The organism is Achromobacter spanius (genome assembly GCF_003994415.1).
Lineage (GTDB): Bacteria > Pseudomonadota > Gammaproteobacteria > Burkholderiales > Burkholderiaceae_B > Achromobacter > Achromobacter spanius_C.
The window spans coordinates 6,315,621-6,332,149 of sequence record NZ_CP034689.1; the positions used below are offsets into that span (position 1 = coordinate 6,315,621).

Annotated in this window: 18 protein-coding genes; 12 read left to right on the plus strand and 6 right to left on the minus strand. The window is 64.9% G+C overall.

Annotation, left to right across the window (positions count from 1 at the left end):
• Window positions 1–34: 34 nt before the first annotated feature.
• Entirely contained in the window at window positions 35–1,372 is a 1,338-nt protein-coding gene (rsmB, locus tag ELS24_RS28925) for a 16S rRNA (cytosine(967)-C(5))-methyltransferase RsmB (protein ID WP_127186042.1), read from the minus strand.
• Window positions 1,373–1,466: 94 nt separating this feature from the next.
• Between rsmB and ELS24_RS28930 the strand changes: the two genes are divergently transcribed.
• Together ELS24_RS28930 and rimO are read left to right on the plus strand one after the other, a co-directional pair.
• Window positions 1,467–2,099: a LysE family translocator gene (locus tag ELS24_RS28930; protein WP_127186043.1), complete on the plus strand. Its 633-nt coding sequence runs from the start codon at window positions 1,467–1,469 to the stop codon at window positions 2,097–2,099.
• A gap of 132 nt (window positions 2,100–2,231) precedes the next feature.
• Window positions 2,232–3,548, plus strand: coding sequence for a 30S ribosomal protein S12 methylthiotransferase RimO (gene rimO, locus ELS24_RS28935; protein ID WP_127186044.1), 1,317 nt, complete (start codon window positions 2,232–2,234; stop codon window positions 3,546–3,548).
• Between the two features lie 101 nt (window positions 3,549–3,649).
• On the opposite strand, the gene ELS24_RS28940 is transcribed toward rimO, so the two are convergent.
• Window positions 3,650–4,201: a ferritin-like domain-containing protein gene (locus ELS24_RS28940; RefSeq protein WP_050448758.1), complete on the minus strand. Its 552-nt coding sequence runs from the start codon at window positions 4,199–4,201 to the stop codon at window positions 3,650–3,652.
• Window positions 4,202–4,432: 231 nt separating this feature from the next.
• On the opposite strand from ELS24_RS28940, the gene ELS24_RS28945 reads away from it, so the two are divergent.
• The 5 genes from ELS24_RS28945 to ELS24_RS28965 are packed head-to-tail and all read left to right on the plus strand — an operon-like array spanning window position 4,433 to window position 7,482.
• Window positions 4,433–5,020, plus strand: coding sequence for a TIGR00730 family Rossman fold protein (locus tag ELS24_RS28945; protein WP_050448759.1), 588 nt, complete (start codon window positions 4,433–4,435; stop codon window positions 5,018–5,020).
• A 24-nt stretch (window positions 5,021–5,044) separates the two neighbouring features.
• Window positions 5,045–5,629 (plus strand): hypothetical protein, encoded by a 585-nt coding sequence (locus ELS24_RS28950; RefSeq protein WP_370641207.1) that lies wholly within the window; start codon window positions 5,045–5,047, stop codon window positions 5,627–5,629.
• Between the two features lie 32 nt (window positions 5,630–5,661).
• Complete coding sequence (locus ELS24_RS28955) at window positions 5,662–6,288, plus strand: HAD hydrolase-like protein (RefSeq protein ID WP_050448761.1); 627 nt, start codon at window positions 5,662–5,664, stop codon at window positions 6,286–6,288.
• Between the two features lie 21 nt (window positions 6,289–6,309).
• Window positions 6,310–6,936, plus strand: a complete 627-nt coding sequence (locus ELS24_RS28960) for a pyridoxamine 5'-phosphate oxidase family protein (protein WP_127186046.1) — start codon at window positions 6,310–6,312, stop codon at window positions 6,934–6,936.
• 24 nt (window positions 6,937–6,960) lie between these two features.
• The gene (locus ELS24_RS28965; protein WP_127186047.1) at window positions 6,961–7,482 is read left to right on the plus strand and encodes a class IV adenylate cyclase; all 522 of its coding nucleotides are present in this window, start codon (window positions 6,961–6,963) and stop codon (window positions 7,480–7,482) included.
• Window positions 7,483–7,486: 4 nt separating this feature from the next.
• On the opposite strand, the gene fmt is transcribed toward ELS24_RS28965, so the two are convergent.
• Window positions 7,487–8,428: a methionyl-tRNA formyltransferase gene (gene fmt, locus ELS24_RS28970; RefSeq protein ID WP_050448764.1), complete on the minus strand. Its 942-nt coding sequence runs from the start codon at window positions 8,426–8,428 to the stop codon at window positions 7,487–7,489.
• A gap of 32 nt (window positions 8,429–8,460) precedes the next feature.
• Window positions 8,461–8,973 carry a peptide deformylase gene (gene def / locus ELS24_RS28975; RefSeq protein WP_127186048.1) on the minus strand — a complete coding sequence of 171 codons (513 nt, stop codon included), beginning with the start codon at window positions 8,971–8,973 and terminating at the stop codon, window positions 8,461–8,463.
• 230 nt (window positions 8,974–9,203) lie between these two features.
• Here def and dprA point away from each other — a divergent pair, with 230 nt between their 5' ends.
• From dprA to ELS24_RS28990, 3 genes are all read left to right on the plus strand, one after another.
• A complete protein-coding gene (gene dprA / locus ELS24_RS28980) occupies window positions 9,204–10,316 on the plus strand; it encodes a DNA-processing protein DprA (protein ID WP_127186049.1) in 1,113 nt (370 codons plus the stop codon).
• A gap of 167 nt (window positions 10,317–10,483) precedes the next feature.
• On the plus strand, window positions 10,484–11,392 hold the full coding sequence (locus ELS24_RS28985; RefSeq protein WP_127186050.1) for a hydroxymethylglutaryl-CoA lyase: 909 nt from the start codon (window positions 10,484–10,486) through the stop codon (window positions 11,390–11,392).
• A complete protein-coding gene (locus tag ELS24_RS28990) occupies window positions 11,389–11,862 on the plus strand; it encodes a hypothetical protein (protein WP_127186051.1) in 474 nt (157 codons plus the stop codon). The genes ELS24_RS28985 and ELS24_RS28990 overlap by 4 nt, the downstream gene beginning before the upstream one ends.
• A 36-nt stretch (window positions 11,863–11,898) precedes the next feature.
• Here ELS24_RS28990 and ELS24_RS28995 read toward each other — a convergent pair whose 3' ends face one another.
• Both ELS24_RS28995 and ELS24_RS29000 read right to left on the minus strand, forming a co-directional pair.
• The gene (locus ELS24_RS28995) at window positions 11,899–12,915 is read right to left on the minus strand and encodes an amino acid ABC transporter substrate-binding protein (protein ID WP_050448769.1); all 1,017 of its coding nucleotides are present in this window, start codon (window positions 12,913–12,915) and stop codon (window positions 11,899–11,901) included.
• A gap of 150 nt (window positions 12,916–13,065) precedes the next feature.
• Window positions 13,066–14,307 (minus strand): PLP-dependent aminotransferase family protein, encoded by a 1,242-nt coding sequence (locus ELS24_RS29000; protein WP_050448770.1) that lies wholly within the window; start codon window positions 14,305–14,307, stop codon window positions 13,066–13,068.
• Window positions 14,308–14,507: 200 nt separating this feature from the next.
• Between ELS24_RS29000 and ELS24_RS29005 the strand changes: the two genes are divergently transcribed.
• Together ELS24_RS29005 and ELS24_RS29010 are read left to right on the plus strand one after the other, a co-directional pair.
• Window positions 14,508–15,227 (plus strand): YggS family pyridoxal phosphate-dependent enzyme, encoded by a 720-nt coding sequence (locus tag ELS24_RS29005; RefSeq protein WP_050448771.1) that lies wholly within the window; start codon window positions 14,508–14,510, stop codon window positions 15,225–15,227.
• Window positions 15,228–15,388: 161 nt separating this feature from the next.
• Window positions 15,389–16,357 carry a Bug family tripartite tricarboxylate transporter substrate binding protein gene (locus ELS24_RS29010; RefSeq protein ID WP_050448772.1) on the plus strand — a complete coding sequence of 323 codons (969 nt, stop codon included), beginning with the start codon at window positions 15,389–15,391 and terminating at the stop codon, window positions 16,355–16,357.
• The last annotated feature ends 172 nt before the right edge of the window (window positions 16,358–16,529 follow it).

Here is a 16,529-nt window from a genome sequence, read left to right on the forward strand (position 1 = left end):
ACCGCAACACCGTTATGCCCCTATTCTTGGTGATTCAGGACTGCTTGGCAAACAAGGCATAGAAAAAGCCGTCATGTTGCTCGACGGGTGTTGCATTGAGCGCAACTGGCAGCAACTGCCCGGGCGCATCCAGCCGTTGGGCCTCGGGATGACGCTGCAGGAACTCGAGCGCCTGGCGCGCCCCTTCAATCGGGAAGACCGAGCACGTCACATACAGCAAACGCCCCCCGGGCGCGACGGTTTTCCACAGGGAGTCCAGAATCCGGGCCTGCAACGTGGCCGTGCGGCGCACATCGTTTTCCCGGCGCAGCCAGCGGATGTCGGGGTGGCGACGCACGATGCCCGAAGCCGTGCAGGGCACGTCCGCCAGCACCGCATCAAAAGGCTTGCCGTCCCACCAGGCGTCCAGGTCAGCCGCGTCGGCCGCTTCCAGGTGCACGCGCTTGCTGGCCAGGCCCAGGCGGTCCAGGTTTTGCTCCACCCGTTCCAGCCGTTCGCCGTCGGCGTCCAGCGCCACCAGGTCGATATCGGCCAGTTCCAGCAGGTGCGCGGTCTTGCCGCCGGGCGCCGCGCAGGCGTCCAGCACCCGCATGCCGTCAGCCGGCGCCAGCAGTTCGGCCGCCAACTGCGCGCCCGCATCCTGCACCGACCACCAGCCCTCGGCAAAGCCGGGTAACTGCGTCACGGGCTTGGGGCTGCCGAGCACCACGCCGGCTTGGCCAACGGGTTGCGCCGCGAGGCCGGCGGCCTCGAAGGCGGCCAGCACCTGTTCGCGGCTGGCGCGGCGGCGGTTTACGCGCAAGGTCAGGGGCGCCGGTACATTGGCCGACTCCAGGATCCGCTGCCAGTCCTGCGGGTAGGCAATACCCAACTGCTTGACCCACCAGCCGGGGTGGTTCCATTGCGCCTCGGGGCTGTCGGCCACCGCGGCTTCCAACGCCGCGCGTTCGCGCAAAAACCGGCGCAGGCAAGCATTTAGCATGCCTTTGAACGACGCCAGGCTGCGGGTGTTGGAGGCGGCTGTCACGGCCTGGTCCACCACCGTATGGGCCGCGTAGACCGGCATGCCCGGCAACTGCGCAGCGGCCTCGCCCTCTTCTTTCAGCAGCGTCAAGGACACCAGCAGCAGCGATTCGAACAACACGCTGGGGTAGCGCTGCACCAATTCCCGGCCCACGGCATCCGCCCAGCCCAGATAGCGCATCGCATGAAACGACACCGCCTGGGTGGCCGGGCGCAAGGCGGCGCTGACGTCGGTCAACGCGTCCGTCAGGGAACGGCCGTCCAGCACGCCCTCGACCACCCCCGCGCTGGAAAGAAGAACGGAGGAAAGCGGGGGAGCAAGATGGGGGGAGTCGGAACGCGTGGACATGGCGGAAATTCTGAGGATAAGACCGATATGGTAGCCGGACCTGGACGATTGGCGCAGGCGGCGTCAAACTGGCCGCTGCCTAGGAGAGCGCTTTATGTCCACCGCCACGCTGCTGCTGTTCATCCTGGCCTCGGCCGTCGCCATCGTGACGCCCGGCCCAACCACCCTGCTTGCCATGAGCAATGGCTCGCGCCACGGCGTGCGCGCCGCCGGTTGGGGCATGGCGGGCGCGGTGCTGGCGGATTTGATTCTGGTTGGCTCGGTGGCGTCCGGCCTGGGCGTGTTGCTGGCCGCCTCTGAAGTTGCGTTTCAGGTTATCAAGTGGGTCGGCGCGGCGTATTTGGCCTATCTGGGCTGGAAGATGCTGCGGTCCGACTCGGCGCTGGTCTTACCAACCGCCACTGCGATGGACGGCCGCGCGGTTGGCCTGTCGCTGGGCGTGCGCAGCTTTCTGGTGGCGCTGACGAATCCCAAGGCCTTGTTATTCATGTCGGCCTTCTTGCCGCAGTTTATTGATCCGCAGGCGCCGCTGTTGATGCAATACGCCATCGTGGCGGGGGTGCTGGCTACGATCAATGTGCTGACCATGCTGGTTTATGCGGCGCTGGGCGCGCGGTTGGTGCGGCTGTTCAGGGGTGCAGGGTTACGGTGGATGAATCGGGTTTGTGGGGGACTGATGATCGGGCTGGCGGGGACGCTGGCGCTGTATCGGCGCGGGGCGGGGTAGCAAGCCCCGAGAAATGGGAACGGAACGGCCAGCACAGCCCGTTTGCCCCTAAAATAACGGCCCCCGCTCTGCCGCGCTAAAATTGCGCAGATTTTGATCATTGGCGCCGGCTCGCGCCCACCGAGGTATTCCATGTCTTCCCCCAAAGTCGGCTTCGTCAGCCTGGGCTGTCCTAAAGCCCTGGTCGACTCCGAACGCATCCTGACCCAACTGCGCACCGAAGGGTACGAAGTCACGCCCGAGTACAACGATGCGGACGTCGTCGTCGTCAACACCTGTGGATTCATCGACAGCGCCAAGGCCGAATCGCTTGAAGCCATTGGCGAAGCGCTGGCCGAGAACGGCAAGGTCATCGTCACCGGCTGTATGGGCGTTGAGGAATCGGTGATCCGCAAGGTGCACCCCAGCGTGCTCGCGGTGACCGGTCCTCAGCAATACGAAGAGGTGGTGCGCGCCGTGCATGACGCCGCGCCGCCCAAGCAGGACCACAACCCCTATCTGGATCTGGTGCCGCCGCAAGGCATCAAGCTGACGCCGCGCCACTACGCGTACCTGAAGATCTCGGAAGGCTGTAATCATCGTTGCAGCTTCTGCATCATCCCGTCGATGCGCGGTGATCTGGTCAGCCGCCCGGTGGGCGACGTGCTGAGCGAGGCCGAACGCCTGGTCAAGGCCGGCGTGAAAGAAATGCTGGTGATCTCGCAGGACACCAGCGCGTATGGCGTGGATGTGAAGTACCGCAGCGGTTTCTGGAACGGTCGCCCGGTCAAGACGCGCATGACGGAGCTCTGTCTGGCCTTGTCCGAAATGGGCGTCTGGACGCGCCTGCACTATGTGTACCCCTACCCGCACGTGGACGAAGTGATTCCGCTGATGGCCGAGGGCAAGATCCTGCCCTACCTGGACATTCCGTTCCAGCACGCCAGCCCGCGCATCCTGAAGGCCATGAAGCGCCCGGCGTTCGAAGACAAGACGCTGGCGCGCATCAAGCGCTGGCGCGAGATCTGCCCCGACCTGACCATCCGTTCCACCTTCATCGTGGGCTTTCCCGGCGAGACCGAGGAAGACTTCCAGTACCTGTTGGACTGGATGCAGGAAGCGCAGTTGGATCGCGTGGGCTGTTTCCAGTATTCGCCGGTGGAAGGCGCGCCCGCGAACCTGCTGGACAACCCCGTGCCCGACGAGGTCAAGCAAGACCGTTGGGAACGCTTCATGGAATTGCAGCAGGGCATTTCGACCGCGCGCCTGGCCCGCAAGGTGGGCCGCGAGATCGACGTGCTGATCGACGAAGTGGACGAAGACGGCGCCATTGGCCGCAGCAGCGCCGATGCACCTGAGATTGACGGCTGTGTGTACGTCAGTTCGGAAAAAACGCTGAAGGCGGGCGACATGGTGCGCGTGCGCGTCACCGAATCAGACGAATACGACCTCTGGGGCGAGGCGGTCTGAAAAAGCAGGGGCGCGCCGCCAGCCTTGGCGGTGCGCCCCTCTTGGTTTGACCGCGCCCGTCAGCCGAGCGCCTTGGCCGCGCGCGACGCGCGGCTGCTTCTTTACAGGAAATCCGCCAGATCGTCGGCGTGTTCCTCTTCCACCGCCAGGATCTCTTCCAGCAAGCGGCGCGTGGTGGAATCCTGTTCACCGATGTATTCGATCATCTGGCGATAGCTGTCGATGGCGATACGTTCGGCGATCAGGTTTTCCTTGATCATCTCCTGCAGGCTTTTGCCTTCGACGTATTCCGAATGGCTGCGCTCCAAGAGGCCCTTGGGCGACAGGTTCGGCTCACCGCCCAACTGCACGATGCGTTCGGCCAGACGGTCGGCATGATCCTGCTCTTGCGTGGCGTGTTCGGCAAATTCCGCGGCCACCGGTTCGGCGTTCAAGCCACGGGCCATGAAGTAGTGGCGCTTGTAGCGCAGCACACAGACGATTTCCGTGGCCAAGGCTTCGTTCAGCAGTTTCAGCACGGTTTCGCGGTCGGCGCGGTAGGTGTCCGTGACGGCGCCGGACTCGATGTCTTGGCGTGCCTTGGCGCGGATCGCCTTCACGTCCATGTCAAATGGGCGGCTGGCCTTCTCGGGGGTTCGGGTTGCTTGTTCCATATCGTTCGCTCCTCTAGTTAGTGAAAGCCCTACGACGCTGGATTTCCAGTCGTACCGAACGACCCAGTCTACCGATCACAGCGGAACTTGCTGTGTCGAAACATTGCTCCTGCCACTAATTTGCACGGCTGGCCGGGCCTGAAACACGCCCGCCGGCCTTCTCGTAAACTATCGGCTTCCCGGAACGCCCGTGACGCAATCTGTAACGGGCCCGGCCATCTCGTACCTGTCATGAACCTGAAGAACATCTGCGTGTATTGCGGCTCGAATCCCGGCACCCGCCCGGACTACATCGAACAGGCCCGCGTGCTGGCCCGCGAATTGGTCAAGCGTGACCTGGGGCTGGTGTACGGCGGATCGGTCGTCGGCATCATGGGCGTGGTGGCCAACGAAGTGCTTGCGGCCGGTGGCCGCGTGATCGGCGTGATCCCTGAACTGCTGCAGAAAAAGGAACAGGCGCACCGCGGCCTGACCGAACTGCACCTGGTGCAGAACATGCACGAACGCAAGGCGATGATGATCGAGAAGTCCGACGGCTTCATCGCGCTGCCTGGCGGCGCCGGCACGCTTGAAGAATTTTTTGAAGTCTGGACCTGGGCGCAATTGAACATGCACCAGAAGCCCTGCGGTCTGTTGAATATCGCGGGATACTACGATGCGCTGGTGCAGTTCGTGGACCACGCCGTCGAAGAAGCCTTTATCCGCCCGCAGCATCGCGACATGCTGGTGGTGGAAGAAGACCCCGCGCTGCTGCTGGACCGCTACGCCATCTACGAGCCGCCCAACGTCTCGAAGTGGTTCGATCCCATCACCGCCTGATGCCCCACTCTTACTGTTGAGACCATGACGGAAGCCCTTGCAATGTCCTCCGATTCGTTGTCCCCTTCCAGCACCGAGTCCGTGTTGCGCGCTTATTTCCACGCCAAGGACGAAAACCGCCCCCACCACATGGCGCGTGCCTTCGCCCCCGATGCCGTGCTGAAAATGGCGCTTCGCACGCAGGCCATTGCCTTTCCACCGGAATCCCACGGTTTGGCGGCCATTGCCGACACGCTGGTGCGCAAGTTCGGCCAGACCTACGAAAACGTCTACACGTTCTACCTGTCGCGCCCGGCGCCCGACACCCGCCTGCCTGACTACCAGTGCGACTGGATCGTGGGCATGACCGAAAAAGCCACCGGCAACGTGCGCGTGGGCTGCGGCCGGTACGACTGGAAGTTCCAGCCGGAACCCTATCGCGCCACCGACCTCATCATCACCATCGAAACCATGGTCACGCTGCCGGCTGCCGACATGCCCGCCGTGTTCGGCTGGCTGCTGGGCCTGGACTACCCCTGGACCAATGCCGCCCGTGTCGTGGCCAGCGCGCCGCCGCTTGAAGCGCTGGCGCCAGTGGTGCACTATTTGCTTCACCCCAACGGCTTGTAGCGCCGCCGCAAGCCGGCAAACGGATTGATTACTTGAAATACGACATCGCTGCATTCGACTTCGACGGAACCTTGGCGGACACCATGCCTTGGTTCAATTCCATACTGAACACGGTGGCCGACAAATACGGCTTTCGCAAGATCGACCTGTCCGAACGCGAAAACCTGCGCCATCGCGAAGCCTCGGAAATCCTGAAGTACCTGGGCATTCCGCTGTGGAAGCTGCCGGCCATCATGACGCATGTGCGCACGCTGATGCAGGACATCGACCCCAGCGTGCACCTGTTCGAGGGCATTCCCGCCATGCTCGCGCAGTTGAAGGCAAGCGGCATGCGCCTGGCGGTGGTGAGTTCGAACTCGATTGAAAACGTGCAGCGTGTGCTGGGCGCCGACACCGCCGCGCTGTTTGACGACTATGAATGCGGCACCGATCTGTTCGGCAAGGCCGCCAAGATCGACCGCCTGATGCGGCGCCATGACGTGACCCCCGAACGCTTTCTGCTGGTGGGCGACGAAATGCGCGACATCGACGCCGCCCGCAAGGCCGGCGTGCGCGTGGGGTCGGTCGCCTGGGGCTATAACCACATGGATGCCCTGCGCGAGCGCAAGCCCGACGAACTGTTTTTGACTGTAGCCGACCTGCCCGCCATCCTGGCCTGACCCTGCCCGCCGGAACCCGCCATGCATACCGACCCCGCCCATCTCGTCACCGAACCCGCCGCGCTGCAGGCGCTGTACGGCGCGCCTGGCGAGGCCTCGTTGAAGAAGGAAGTGGATCATGTGCACCCGCACTACCGCGCCTTCATCGAGGCGGCGCCGTTCGCGATGCTGGCCACTTGTGGGCCGGATGGCCTGGATGCATCGCCGCGCGGCGACCCCGCCGGCTTCGTGGTGGTGGAAGACGAAAAGACGCTGTTGCTGCCCGACCGTCGTGGCAACAACCGCATGGACAGCCTGCTGAACGTGCTGGCCGATCCGCGCGTGGCGCTGCTGTTCCTGGTGCCGGGCGTGGGCGAAACGCTGCGGGTCAACGGCACGGCGCGCATCAGCGTCGACCCGGCCTTGCTGGAACGCTTTGCCATGGACGGCAAACTGCCGCGCTCGGTGCTGATCATCGATGTGCAGACCGTGTACTTCCAATGCTCGCGCGCCCTGCTGCGCTCGCGCCTGTGGGATCCGGCCACGCAAGTGCCGCGTAGCGCACTGCCCAGCACCGGCCGCATCCTGTCTGACCTTAGCGCCGGCACCTTCGACGGCGAGACCTACGACCGCGACCTGCCCGCGCGGGTGGCAGGCACCTTGTACTGACATCGGCCCAGGGGGTCCGCTCGCATGGCACGCAACGTTGAAATCAAGGCCCGAGTCGATAGCCTGGCCGCGCTGGAACCGCTGGCCGCCGCGCTATCAGGGCAAGAGCCAGTGGCCCTGGAACAAGACGACACCTTCTTCACCTGCACCCACGGCCGCCTGAAACTGCGCGCATTCGCCGACGGCACGGGCGAACTGATCTTCTATCGCCGCGCCGACGACACCGGCCCCAAAGAAAGCTTCTACTCGATCTCGCCCACGGAATCGCCCGACACCTTGCGCGAGACCCTGACGCTGGCCTACGGCGCCATCGGCCGCGTGAAAAAGCACCGGGTCGTGTTCATGGCCGGACGCACCCGCATCCATCTGGACCGGGTCGAGCGCCTGGGCGAATTCCTCGAATTGGAAGTGGTGCTGCGCGATGACGAAAGCATCGACGCCGGCATGCAAGAAGCCCGCACCTTGATGGCGGGGCTGGGAGTAGCGCCCACGCAGTTGGTGGCGGGCGCCTACCTGGACTTGCTGGCCGGCAGCCGCCGGCCCTGAGCGATCAAGCCGGCTGCCAGCCGCGCATGAACACATCCACCGGCTGGCGCTTGCCGCCCGCCTTTTGCAATTCCAGCAAACGCAGCACACCCGCGCCGGTGGCGATGTCGATACCGTTCGCGTCGGCGCGCAACACGCTGCCGGGCTCGGCCGTCACGGCCATGTCCAGCGCCTGCGCGCGCCATACCTTGACGGGGTCGGCCAAGCCAGCCAGGCGGATACTGGCGCCGGGTACGGGGTTGAAGGCGCGCACGCGGCGCGCCAGCAATTCGGCGGGCTGGCTGCAGTCCAGCGCGGCTTCGGCCTTGTCCAGCTTGGCGGCGTAGGTCACGCCGGCTTCGGGTTGCTTGCGCGGGGTCAGGCCGCCTTGAGCCAAGGCGTTCAGCGCATCCACAATGGCTTCGCCGCCCGCCAGCGCCAGTGCGTCATGCAATTGCGCGGCGTTGGTATCAGCAGAAATGGGCACCACGCGTTCAAGCAGCATGTCGCCCGTATCCAGGCCCTGATCCATCTGCATGATGGTCACGCCCGTTTGCGTATCGCCCGCTTCAATGGCGCGCTGGATCGGCGCCGCGCCACGCCAGCGCGGCAGCAGGCTGGCGTGAATGTTCAGGCAGCCCAAACGCGGCAGGTCCAGCACCCATTGCGGCAGAATCAGGCCATAGGCGGCCACCACCATCACGTCGGGCGCCACCTGTTCCAGCAGCGCGCGGGCCTCGGCGGCTTCCTCGGGATAACGGCCATCCAGGCGCAGGCTGCGCGGCTGGGCAACGGGAATGCCGGCGTCCAGCGCGGCCTGCTTGACCGGGCTGGGCGTCAGCTTCAAGCCGCGTCCGGCGGGGCGATCGGGTTGGGTCATCACCAGGGCAATCTCGTGACCCGCGGCCCGCAAGGCGTCGAAAGCGATACGAGCGAATTCCGGCGTGCCGGCAAAAACTAGGCGCATGGGGGTTCAGACCAAAGAATGGAAAACGGGAATCAGTCGCGCAGCGCTTCGCGCTCGGCCTTCTTCAGCTTGGTCTTGATGCGGTTCTGCTTGAGGTTGGACAGGTATTCAACGAAGACCTTGCCTTCCAGGTGGTCCAGCTCGTGCTGCACGCACACGGCCAGCAGGCCGTCGGCCTCGAACTCGAAGGGTTTGCCGTCGATGTCCAGCGCCTTGCAACGGATGCGCGAGGCGCGTTCGACCTCGTCGTAGATGCCCGGCACGGACAGACAGCCTTCTTCGTAGACCTTGTGGTCGTCGCTGCGCCAGGTGATCTCGGGATTGATCAGCGTGAGCAGTTCGTTGCTGTCCTCGGACACGTCGATCACAACCACGCGTTCGTGCACGTCGACCTGGGTTGCGGCCAGGCCGACACCCGGCGCGTCGTACATGGTTTCGGCCATGTCGCGCACCAGTTGACGAATGCGGTCGTCGACTTCGGCTACCGGCTTGGCCTTTTTGTGCAAGCGCGGGTCCGGGTAGCGAAGGATAGGAAGTAAAGCCATTGAAAAGGGGTCGCCAGTAATTGATGCTTGGGCAAGAGTTTAATTCATTAGAGTCTTGATTTCTAATAGTTTTCGGCTAAGTCCGGCATTGCGGGATTGCTGTGTCCCCGCTTGTAGCTGGCGCCATCCTTCCGGCTTGCAGGGCCGCTTTCATCCCTGCCGCCGCGGCATGTATCGCGCCTTGCATGCGACACTTGCCCACCTCTGCTTGCCTGCTATCCGCCCGCCTCATGCCGCTTACGCATACTGTTGACGAACTGTCCGCCTGGTTGCGGCTGTCCCTGGAGCCCAACGTGGGTTCCGCCACCGCCTGTACGCTGCTTAGCGCGCTGGGCCTGCCCGAACAAATCTACGCGCAGCGCGCCACCGCCCTGGCCCGCCATTTGCCCGACGCGCTGGCACGCCAACTGGCCGCGCCCATGCCGGCCGACATGGCTGCCCTGGTGGAAGGGGGGCTGCAATGGGTGCAAGGGCCCGACCGCTACATCGTGACGCTGGCCGACCCGGCCTATCCGCAGAATCTCTTGACCATCGCCGACCCGCCCATCCTGCTGTACGTGGTGGGGAATCCCGATTACCTGCAAGGGCCGTCGCTGGCGGTCGTAGGCGCGCGCAACGCCACGCCAGGGGGCCAAGAGAACGCGCGCGCGTTCGCCCGCCATCTGGCCGCGCACGGCTGGCGCGTGGTCAGCGGCCTGGCGCTGGGCATCGACGCCGCGGCGCACGAAGGCGCACTGGAAGCGGGCGCCGATGGCGCGGGCACGGTTGCCGTCATGGGCACCGGCATCGACCGCATCTACCCCGCGCGCCACCGCGAGCTGGCGCACCGCATCGCCGCGCAGGGCGCGCTGGTGTCTGAATTTCCCTTGGGCACGGGCGCCCTGCCGCCGCACTTTCCCAAGCGCAACCGCATCGTGGCGGGTTTGGCGCGTGGCGTGCTGGTGGTGGAAGCCGCCAAGCAAAGCGGGTCGCTCATCACCGCGCGGCTGGCCGGTGAAAGCGGACGCGAGGTCTTCGCCATTCCCGGCTCCATCCATTCGCCCTTGTCGCGCGGCTGCCATGCCCTGATCCGCCAAGGCGCAAAGTTGGTGGAAACGGCCGCCGACATCACCGACGAACTTGGCGGCGGCCCCACGCCCAGCGCGCGCCGCGTGGCGCCGGCCGCCCCCGCATTGCACAGCCACCCCGTGCTGGACGCGCTGGGCTTCGACCCGCTGCACCTGGACGCCATCCAGGTTCGCTCGGGGCTGGCGGTGGGCGATCTGCAAGCGCAATTGGTGGAACTGGAATTGCAGGGCCGCATCGCCCGGCTGGATGATGGGCGGTATCAGCGGCTGACGTAGGGGCCGGTGCGTGGGCTCTCAAGCCACGCACATTGCATGCGGCTCATGTACCTATCATCCGCTATACCCATCACCCGCTTGGGCAGCGCGCGTTCCGATGGCGCTAATATTGACGATGGCGCCGCAGCCTTGCGCGCCGCGTCACCCAAATCGAACCAGGAAGAGACATGGCTTTGCCCTCCCGCGTGAAGATCGTCGAAGTGTCGCCCCGCGACGGTCTGCAGAATGAAAAGGAATTCGTGCCGACCGAGATCAAGGTCGAGCTGATCAACCGCCTGTCGGCCGCGGGCTTCCCCAACGTGGAAGCCGCGTCGTTCGTGTCGCCCAAGTGGGTGCCGCAGATGGCCGATGGCGCCGACGTCATGGCGCGCATCGAGCGCCGCCCCGGCACGATTTATTCGGTGCTGACGCCCAACATGAAGGGCTTCGAAGGCGCGCTGGCCGCCGGCGCGGATGAAATCGTCATCTTCGGCGCCGCCAGCGAAGCGTTCTCGCAAAAGAACATCAACTGCTCCATCGCCGAATCCATCGCCCGCTTCGAACCCGTGGTGCAAGCCGCGCGCGACGCCGGCATCCGCGTGCGCGGCAGCATCAGTTGCGCGCTGGGCTGTCCGTACCAGGGTGAGGTTCCGGTCGAGGCCGTGGTGGACGTGGCGCAGCGCTACCTGGCGATGCAGGTCGATGAAATCGACGTGGCCGACACCATCGGCGTGGGCACGCCGCAGCGCGTGCGCGACGTGATGGAGGCAGTCACCCGCGTGGTTGACCCGGCGCGCGTGTCCGGCCACTTCCACGACACCTACGGCCAGGCGCTGGCCAACATCCTGGCGGCACTGGAAACCGACATTTCCATCTTCCATACCTCGGTCGCCGGCCTGGGCGGCTGCCCCTACGCCAAGGGCGCCACCGGCAACGTCGCCACCGAAGACGTGCTGTACATGCTGCGCGGCCTGGACATCGACACGGGCGTGGACTTCGACGCCGTGGTCGATATCGGCCAATGGATGTCGGCCCACCTGAACCGCAAGGGTTCCAGCCGCGCGGGCAATGCCATCGCGGCCAAACGGGCCGCATGAGCCAGTCCGGCCCTGCCCCGTCTTTGGAAGATCGCGCGGCCTTGCTGCGCGAAATCGGCCCCCTGCCCCTGTCGGGGCAGGCGTGGCCGGATTGGGTGCGGATCCTGGCCTGGGTCGTCCTGGCCGTGTTGGGCGTACAGGTGGTCACCACCGCCATCCGCGCGCCCGCGCAGCCCTTTGACACCTTGCTGGCCGTCGTGGTGGTGCTGTGCTTTGTGGGGCTGTTGTTCGTGTCCTGGCACATGCAGGTGTCCATCACCACCATCGACGAGCGCGGGCTGCGTCAGTCTTGGTTCACACGCCGCGAAGTCGCGTGGGAAGACGTGCGCTACGCCCGCTTCGTGCCAATGCTGTTCTCAAAACGGCTGGTGATCTTCACGCACCGGGGCCGGCCTGTGATTCTTCAGGGCGGCACCCGGGAACTGCGCGCGGCTTTCGTGAAGATCGCGCAGTTGTACCGGCAGGGGTGACCGGGGCGCCTGCTTGCCGTCAGGGCAATCGAACGATCAACGGATCGGCAGCGCGTACATCAAACCGCCCTGCGTCCACTGCGCATTCAGGCCGCGCTTGATCTTCAAGGGGCTGCCTTCGCCCACATTGCGCTCAAAGCTTTCGCCGTAATTGCCCACTTGCTTGACGATGTTGTAGGCCCACTTTTCATCCAGGCCCAGGTTGGCGCCGCTGCCGGGCGTTACGCCCAGAATGCGCCTGATATTGGGATTGGCGCTTTTCAGTTGCTCGTCCACGTTCTTGGACGTTACGCCGTATTCCTCGGCTTCAATCATGGCCGATAGCGACCAGCGCACGATGTTCAGCCATTTATCGTCGCCTTGTCGCACGAAGGGGCCCAGCGGCTCTTTCGAGATGATCTCGGGCAACACCAGGTAATCGTCGGGATTTTGCAGCTTGGAAATACGGATCGAGGCCAACCCCGACGCATCGGTCGAGAACACATCGCAACGGCCCGTGGCAAAAGCGTTGACCACTTCGTTGAACGTTTCGATCACCACCGGCTTGTACGTCACGTTGTTGGCGCGCGCCCAATCGGCCAGCGTGTTTTCGTTGGACGTGCCCGTTTGCAGGCAGATGGTGGCGCCGCTGATTTCCTTGGCGCTTTTCACGCCCAGCGACTTCGGCACCAGAAAGCCCTGGCCGTCGTAGAAGTTGATGCCGGCGTGAATGATGCCCAATGCGGTATCGCGCTGTTGCGTCACGGTGGTGTTGCGCGTCAGCACATCCACTTCGCCCGATTGCAGCGCGGTGAAACGCTGCTGCGAATTCAAGGGCACCACCTTGATCTTGTTGGCGTCGCCGAAGACCGCCGCGGCAATGGCGCGGCAAACGTCCACGTCCAGCCCCTGCCATTTGCCTTGCGCATCGGGCGCCGAAAAGCCGGCGAAGCCCGTGGTGGTGCCGCAGGCCACGGCGCCGCGCTCGCGCACCACGTCCAATGTTGCCGCCTGCGCACCTTGCGCCGCCGCCATCAAGAGCGCCGCGCCCACCAACCCTTTTGCAATGTTCATGACCTGGTTCCTGTGTTACTGGGCGCGGGGACGCGCCAAGGCAAGAAGCTTATAGACATGAAGCGCTCGCGCCAAATAACAAGCGCTTATTAAGGTATGTGCGCGGCGGCCCGCAAGCGAGTGCCGCTTTGCCGCGATGCGGTTATGCCGTCACGCCGCCAGCGAAATCGACACGGGCTCGTTGGCTTGGCAGGCATCCAGCGCGCGGCCCAGGCGCACCATGCCCTGGGCGATCTGGCTTTCGTTCATGGTGGCGAACGACATGCGCATGGCAAACAGGTCGGCCTGTTCGACGTTGGCGTAGAACGCCTTGCCGGGCACATAGACCACTTCATGCTCGATGGCGTAGGGCAGCAGGCGTGTCGCGTCCACATCGCCTGTCAGGCGCGCCCAGAAGAACATGCCGCCTTCGGGTTTGCTGAAGCTGACGCGGCCGTCCAGTTCGCGCGCCAAGGCCTCAGCCATGGCGTCGCAGCGCAAGCCATAGGCGGCGCGGATGCGCGGCACATGTTCGTCGTAGCGGCCGTTGGCCAGGTACTGCGCCACCACTTCCTGGATCCAGGCGGATGACGCCATGTCGTCGGCCGCCTTGGCGCTGACGCAGCGGCGGCGGATTTCGGGCGGGGCGATCAGCCAGCCGATGCGCAGCGCCGGCGCCATGGTCTTGGACATGCTGGCCAGGTACACGGCCCAGTGGCGGGCTTCGCCCTCGGCCAGGGCGGCGATGGGCGGCACCGCTTCGCCGGCAAAACGCAGTTCGCTGTAGGGGTCGTCTTCCACGATCAGGAAGCGGTGCTTGACGGCCAGTTCCAGCAAGCGCAGGCGGCGCTGTCGCGAGATCGTGGCGCCGCAAGGGTTCGAGAACGACGCCACCACGCAGACCATCTTGGGTTTGACGCGCGCGGCCAGTTCGTCCAGCGCATCCACGTCGATGCCATCCGGGCCGGACGCAACCGTATGCACCGTGGCGCCGGTGTAGCGCAAAGCCTGCACGGAATTGGGGAACGCGGGCGATTCAATGATGGCGTGGTCGCCAGGTTGCAGCATCACCCGGGTCAGCAGCGCCAGGGCCTGCTGCGAGCCGCCGGTCACGACCAATTCGGTATCGGCGTTGCAATGCAGGCCGCGCGCGGCGGACAGGCGGGCCAGTTCGTTGCGCAGGCTGGCCTGGCCGTCAATGTTGGAATACTGCAGGCACGCGCCCAGGCGCGACATGACCTGGGTGGACGCGACCGACAGACCCTCGACGTCGAACAGTTCTTGCGCGGGGTAGCCGCCAGCCAGCGAAATCGTGCCCGGCCGCAAGGCATACGGCATGAGCGATCGAATGGGAGATGCGGGGGGATTCAGGAACGGCGTGGCAAAGGCGTATTCTGGCGCTGCGCTGGACATGGCGGGGAGACTGGGAAGGGGAAGAACCGTGTCGCCTGCTGGGGCGGCGCCGGAGGGCATAGAACATTGAAATATAAACAAATCTCTGCAAATTCTAAGCCTGCCGATTACGCAGGGTCAACGACGGCCGCACGCGGTGTGGCGAAACCGTCCCGCACAGTCCTACACTATGGGACATCCTGTTCCTGCAAGAGAGCTGCATGACCGTCGTAGACACCATGGCCGGGCGCCTCGCCCACATCCGCCAACGCATTGCCGATGCCTGCGCGCGCGCCGGGCGCAGCCCGGACAGCGTGGTGCTGCTGCCCGTCAGCAAAACCTTCGAGGTGGACGCGATCCGCGAAGCCATGGCGCTGGGCCTGACCCGCTTCGGCGAAAACAAGACCCAGGAAATCCGGCAGAAGGCGGCCGCGCTGGCCGGGCAAGGCCTGCAATGGGTGCTGATCGGCCATTTGCAGACCAACAAGGCCAAGGACGCCGCGCGCGACGCCACCGAAGTGCAGTCGCTGGACCGCGCCGACCTGGCCGAAGCCCTGCACCGTCGCCTTCTCAATGAGGGCCGCACCCTGGACGTGCTGATCCAGGTAAAGACGTCGACCGAACCCAGCAAGTTCGGCATGGCGCCCGAGGACGTATCCGCGTTCCTGCGCCGCATTGCGGCGGAATTTCCCACCTTGCGCGTGCAAGGCCTGATGACGCTGGCGGTGAACTCGCCCGACCCGGAACAAGTGCGGGCCTGCTTTCGCGCCCTGCGCGAGCTGCGCGACAGCCTGCGCGCCGAGCATATCGACGGCGTTTCGCTGGAGCGCCTGTCGATGGGCATGAGCGGCGACTTCGAACTCGCCATCGAGGAAGGCTCGACTGAAGTGCGTATCGGCACCGCGATTTTCGGCGCCCGCACTTACCCCGATCCCCAGTAAGCGGACAGCTGCATGCGGGAAAACAGGGGGCCAGCCGGCCCCCTTTTCGCGTCGAACGCGAGCATAATAGCGGCGCAAAAATAGCGGCGCAGACTGACGGCGCAGAACAGAAAAGCGCCCGCGTCGCGCTCAATCTTTGATCCCGCACGAGGAGACACCCCATGCACAATCCCGCACGGCGCCTGTTGGCGCTGGCCGCCCTGTCGCTGGCCGCCGCCACGGCTTCCGCCCAATCCTGGCCCACCCAGCCGATCCGCTGGATCGTGCCGTATCCGGCAGGTGGCGGCACCGACGTGGTTGCCCGCACGGTCGCCAGCAGCCTGGAAAAGACGCTGGGCCAGACCATCGTGGTGGAAAACCGCCCCGGCGCGGCCACGATCATCGGCGCCACCGCCATCGCGCAGGCCGAACCTAACGGCTATATGGTCGGCACGGCCGATTCGGGCACGCTGGCGTTCAATTCGTCGCTGTACGCAAAGCTGTCCTACGATCCGGCCAAGTTCACCTACATCGGCGGTATTGCCAAGTTCCCGCTGCTGCTGGCCGTGAACGTCAATTCGCCGTACAAGACGGTGGCCGACGTGCTGGCCGCCGCCAAGAAAGAGCCGGGCAAGCTGAGCGCGGCATCGGCCGGCGCGGGCTCGCCGCACCATCTGGCGCTTGAGCTTTTCAAGCAGCGCACCGGCGCGGACCTGCTGCACGTGCCTTACAAGGGCGCGGCGCCCGCCATCCAGGATCTTCTGGGCGGACAGGTGGATGTGATGTTCATCGATCTGGCTTCGGGCTTGCCAAACGTCAAGGCCGGCAAGCTGCGCGTCCTGGCCGCCGCCACGCCGGAACGCCTGTCGGTGCTGCCCGACACGCCGACGATGGCAGAACAAGGCGTTGCCAATTTCACGGCCTACGCCTGGCAAGGCCTGGTCGGCCCCGCCGGCTTGCCGGAAGCGGTGGTGAAGAAGCTGTCAGCCGACCTGGACGCCACGCTGAAAAGCGACGCCGTGTCCAAGAAGATGCTGGACATGGGCGTGATCCCGATGCCGATGTCCGCGCAAGACTTCAAGGCCTACGCCGAACAAGAGCGCAGCACTTGGGCAGACGTGATCAAGAAGGCGAACATCAAGCTGGAGTAATCCGGCCAGCCATTAAAAAACCCGCGTTCAGCTTGGGCTGAACGCGGGTTTTTTTTGTTGCTGTCGGGAAGTTGCCTGGTACCGCGAAGATGGGTTCCGCGCGATTCGCGATTCGGTCCTTCTGACCAAGCTCTCGCGCTTCACCCATCCTACATAAGACGACCATCCGTAG

What these genes read in the sequence shown, in the direction of transcription:
- rsmB (WP_127186042.1), bottom strand. Translation starts at nt 1,372, where the DNA reads ATGTCCACGCGTTCCGACTCCCCCCATCTTGCTCCCCCGCTTTCCTCC.
- ELS24_RS28930 (WP_127186043.1), top strand. Translation starts at nt 1,467, where the DNA reads ATGTCCACCGCCACGCTGCTGCTGTTCATCCTGGCCTCGGCCGTCGCC.
- rimO (WP_127186044.1), top strand. Translation starts at nt 2,232, where the DNA reads ATGTCTTCCCCCAAAGTCGGCTTCGTCAGCCTGGGCTGTCCTAAAGCC.
- ELS24_RS28940 (WP_050448758.1), bottom strand. Translation starts at nt 4,201, where the DNA reads ATGGAACAAGCAACCCGAACCCCCGAGAAGGCCAGCCGCCCATTTGAC.
- ELS24_RS28945 (WP_050448759.1), top strand. Translation starts at nt 4,433, where the DNA reads ATGAACCTGAAGAACATCTGCGTGTATTGCGGCTCGAATCCCGGCACC.
- ELS24_RS28950 (WP_370641207.1), top strand. Translation starts at nt 5,045, where the DNA reads ATGACGGAAGCCCTTGCAATGTCCTCCGATTCGTTGTCCCCTTCCAGC.
- ELS24_RS28960 (WP_127186046.1), top strand. Translation starts at nt 6,310, where the DNA reads ATGCATACCGACCCCGCCCATCTCGTCACCGAACCCGCCGCGCTGCAG.
- ELS24_RS28965 (WP_127186047.1), top strand. Translation starts at nt 6,961, where the DNA reads ATGGCACGCAACGTTGAAATCAAGGCCCGAGTCGATAGCCTGGCCGCG.
- fmt (WP_050448764.1), bottom strand. Translation starts at nt 8,428, where the DNA reads ATGCGCCTAGTTTTTGCCGGCACGCCGGAATTCGCTCGTATCGCTTTC.
- def (WP_127186048.1), bottom strand. Translation starts at nt 8,973, where the DNA reads ATGGCTTTACTTCCTATCCTTCGCTACCCGGACCCGCGCTTGCACAAA.
- dprA (WP_127186049.1), top strand. Translation starts at nt 9,204, where the DNA reads ATGCCGCTTACGCATACTGTTGACGAACTGTCCGCCTGGTTGCGGCTG.
- ELS24_RS28985 (WP_127186050.1), top strand. Translation starts at nt 10,484, where the DNA reads ATGGCTTTGCCCTCCCGCGTGAAGATCGTCGAAGTGTCGCCCCGCGAC.
- ELS24_RS28990 (WP_127186051.1), top strand. Translation starts at nt 11,389, where the DNA reads ATGAGCCAGTCCGGCCCTGCCCCGTCTTTGGAAGATCGCGCGGCCTTG.
- ELS24_RS28995 (WP_050448769.1), bottom strand. Translation starts at nt 12,915, where the DNA reads ATGAACATTGCAAAAGGGTTGGTGGGCGCGGCGCTCTTGATGGCGGCG.
- ELS24_RS29000 (WP_050448770.1), bottom strand. Translation starts at nt 14,307, where the DNA reads ATGTCCAGCGCAGCGCCAGAATACGCCTTTGCCACGCCGTTCCTGAAT.
- ELS24_RS29005 (WP_050448771.1), top strand. Translation starts at nt 14,508, where the DNA reads ATGACCGTCGTAGACACCATGGCCGGGCGCCTCGCCCACATCCGCCAA.
- ELS24_RS29010 (WP_050448772.1), top strand. Translation starts at nt 15,389, where the DNA reads ATGCACAATCCCGCACGGCGCCTGTTGGCGCTGGCCGCCCTGTCGCTG.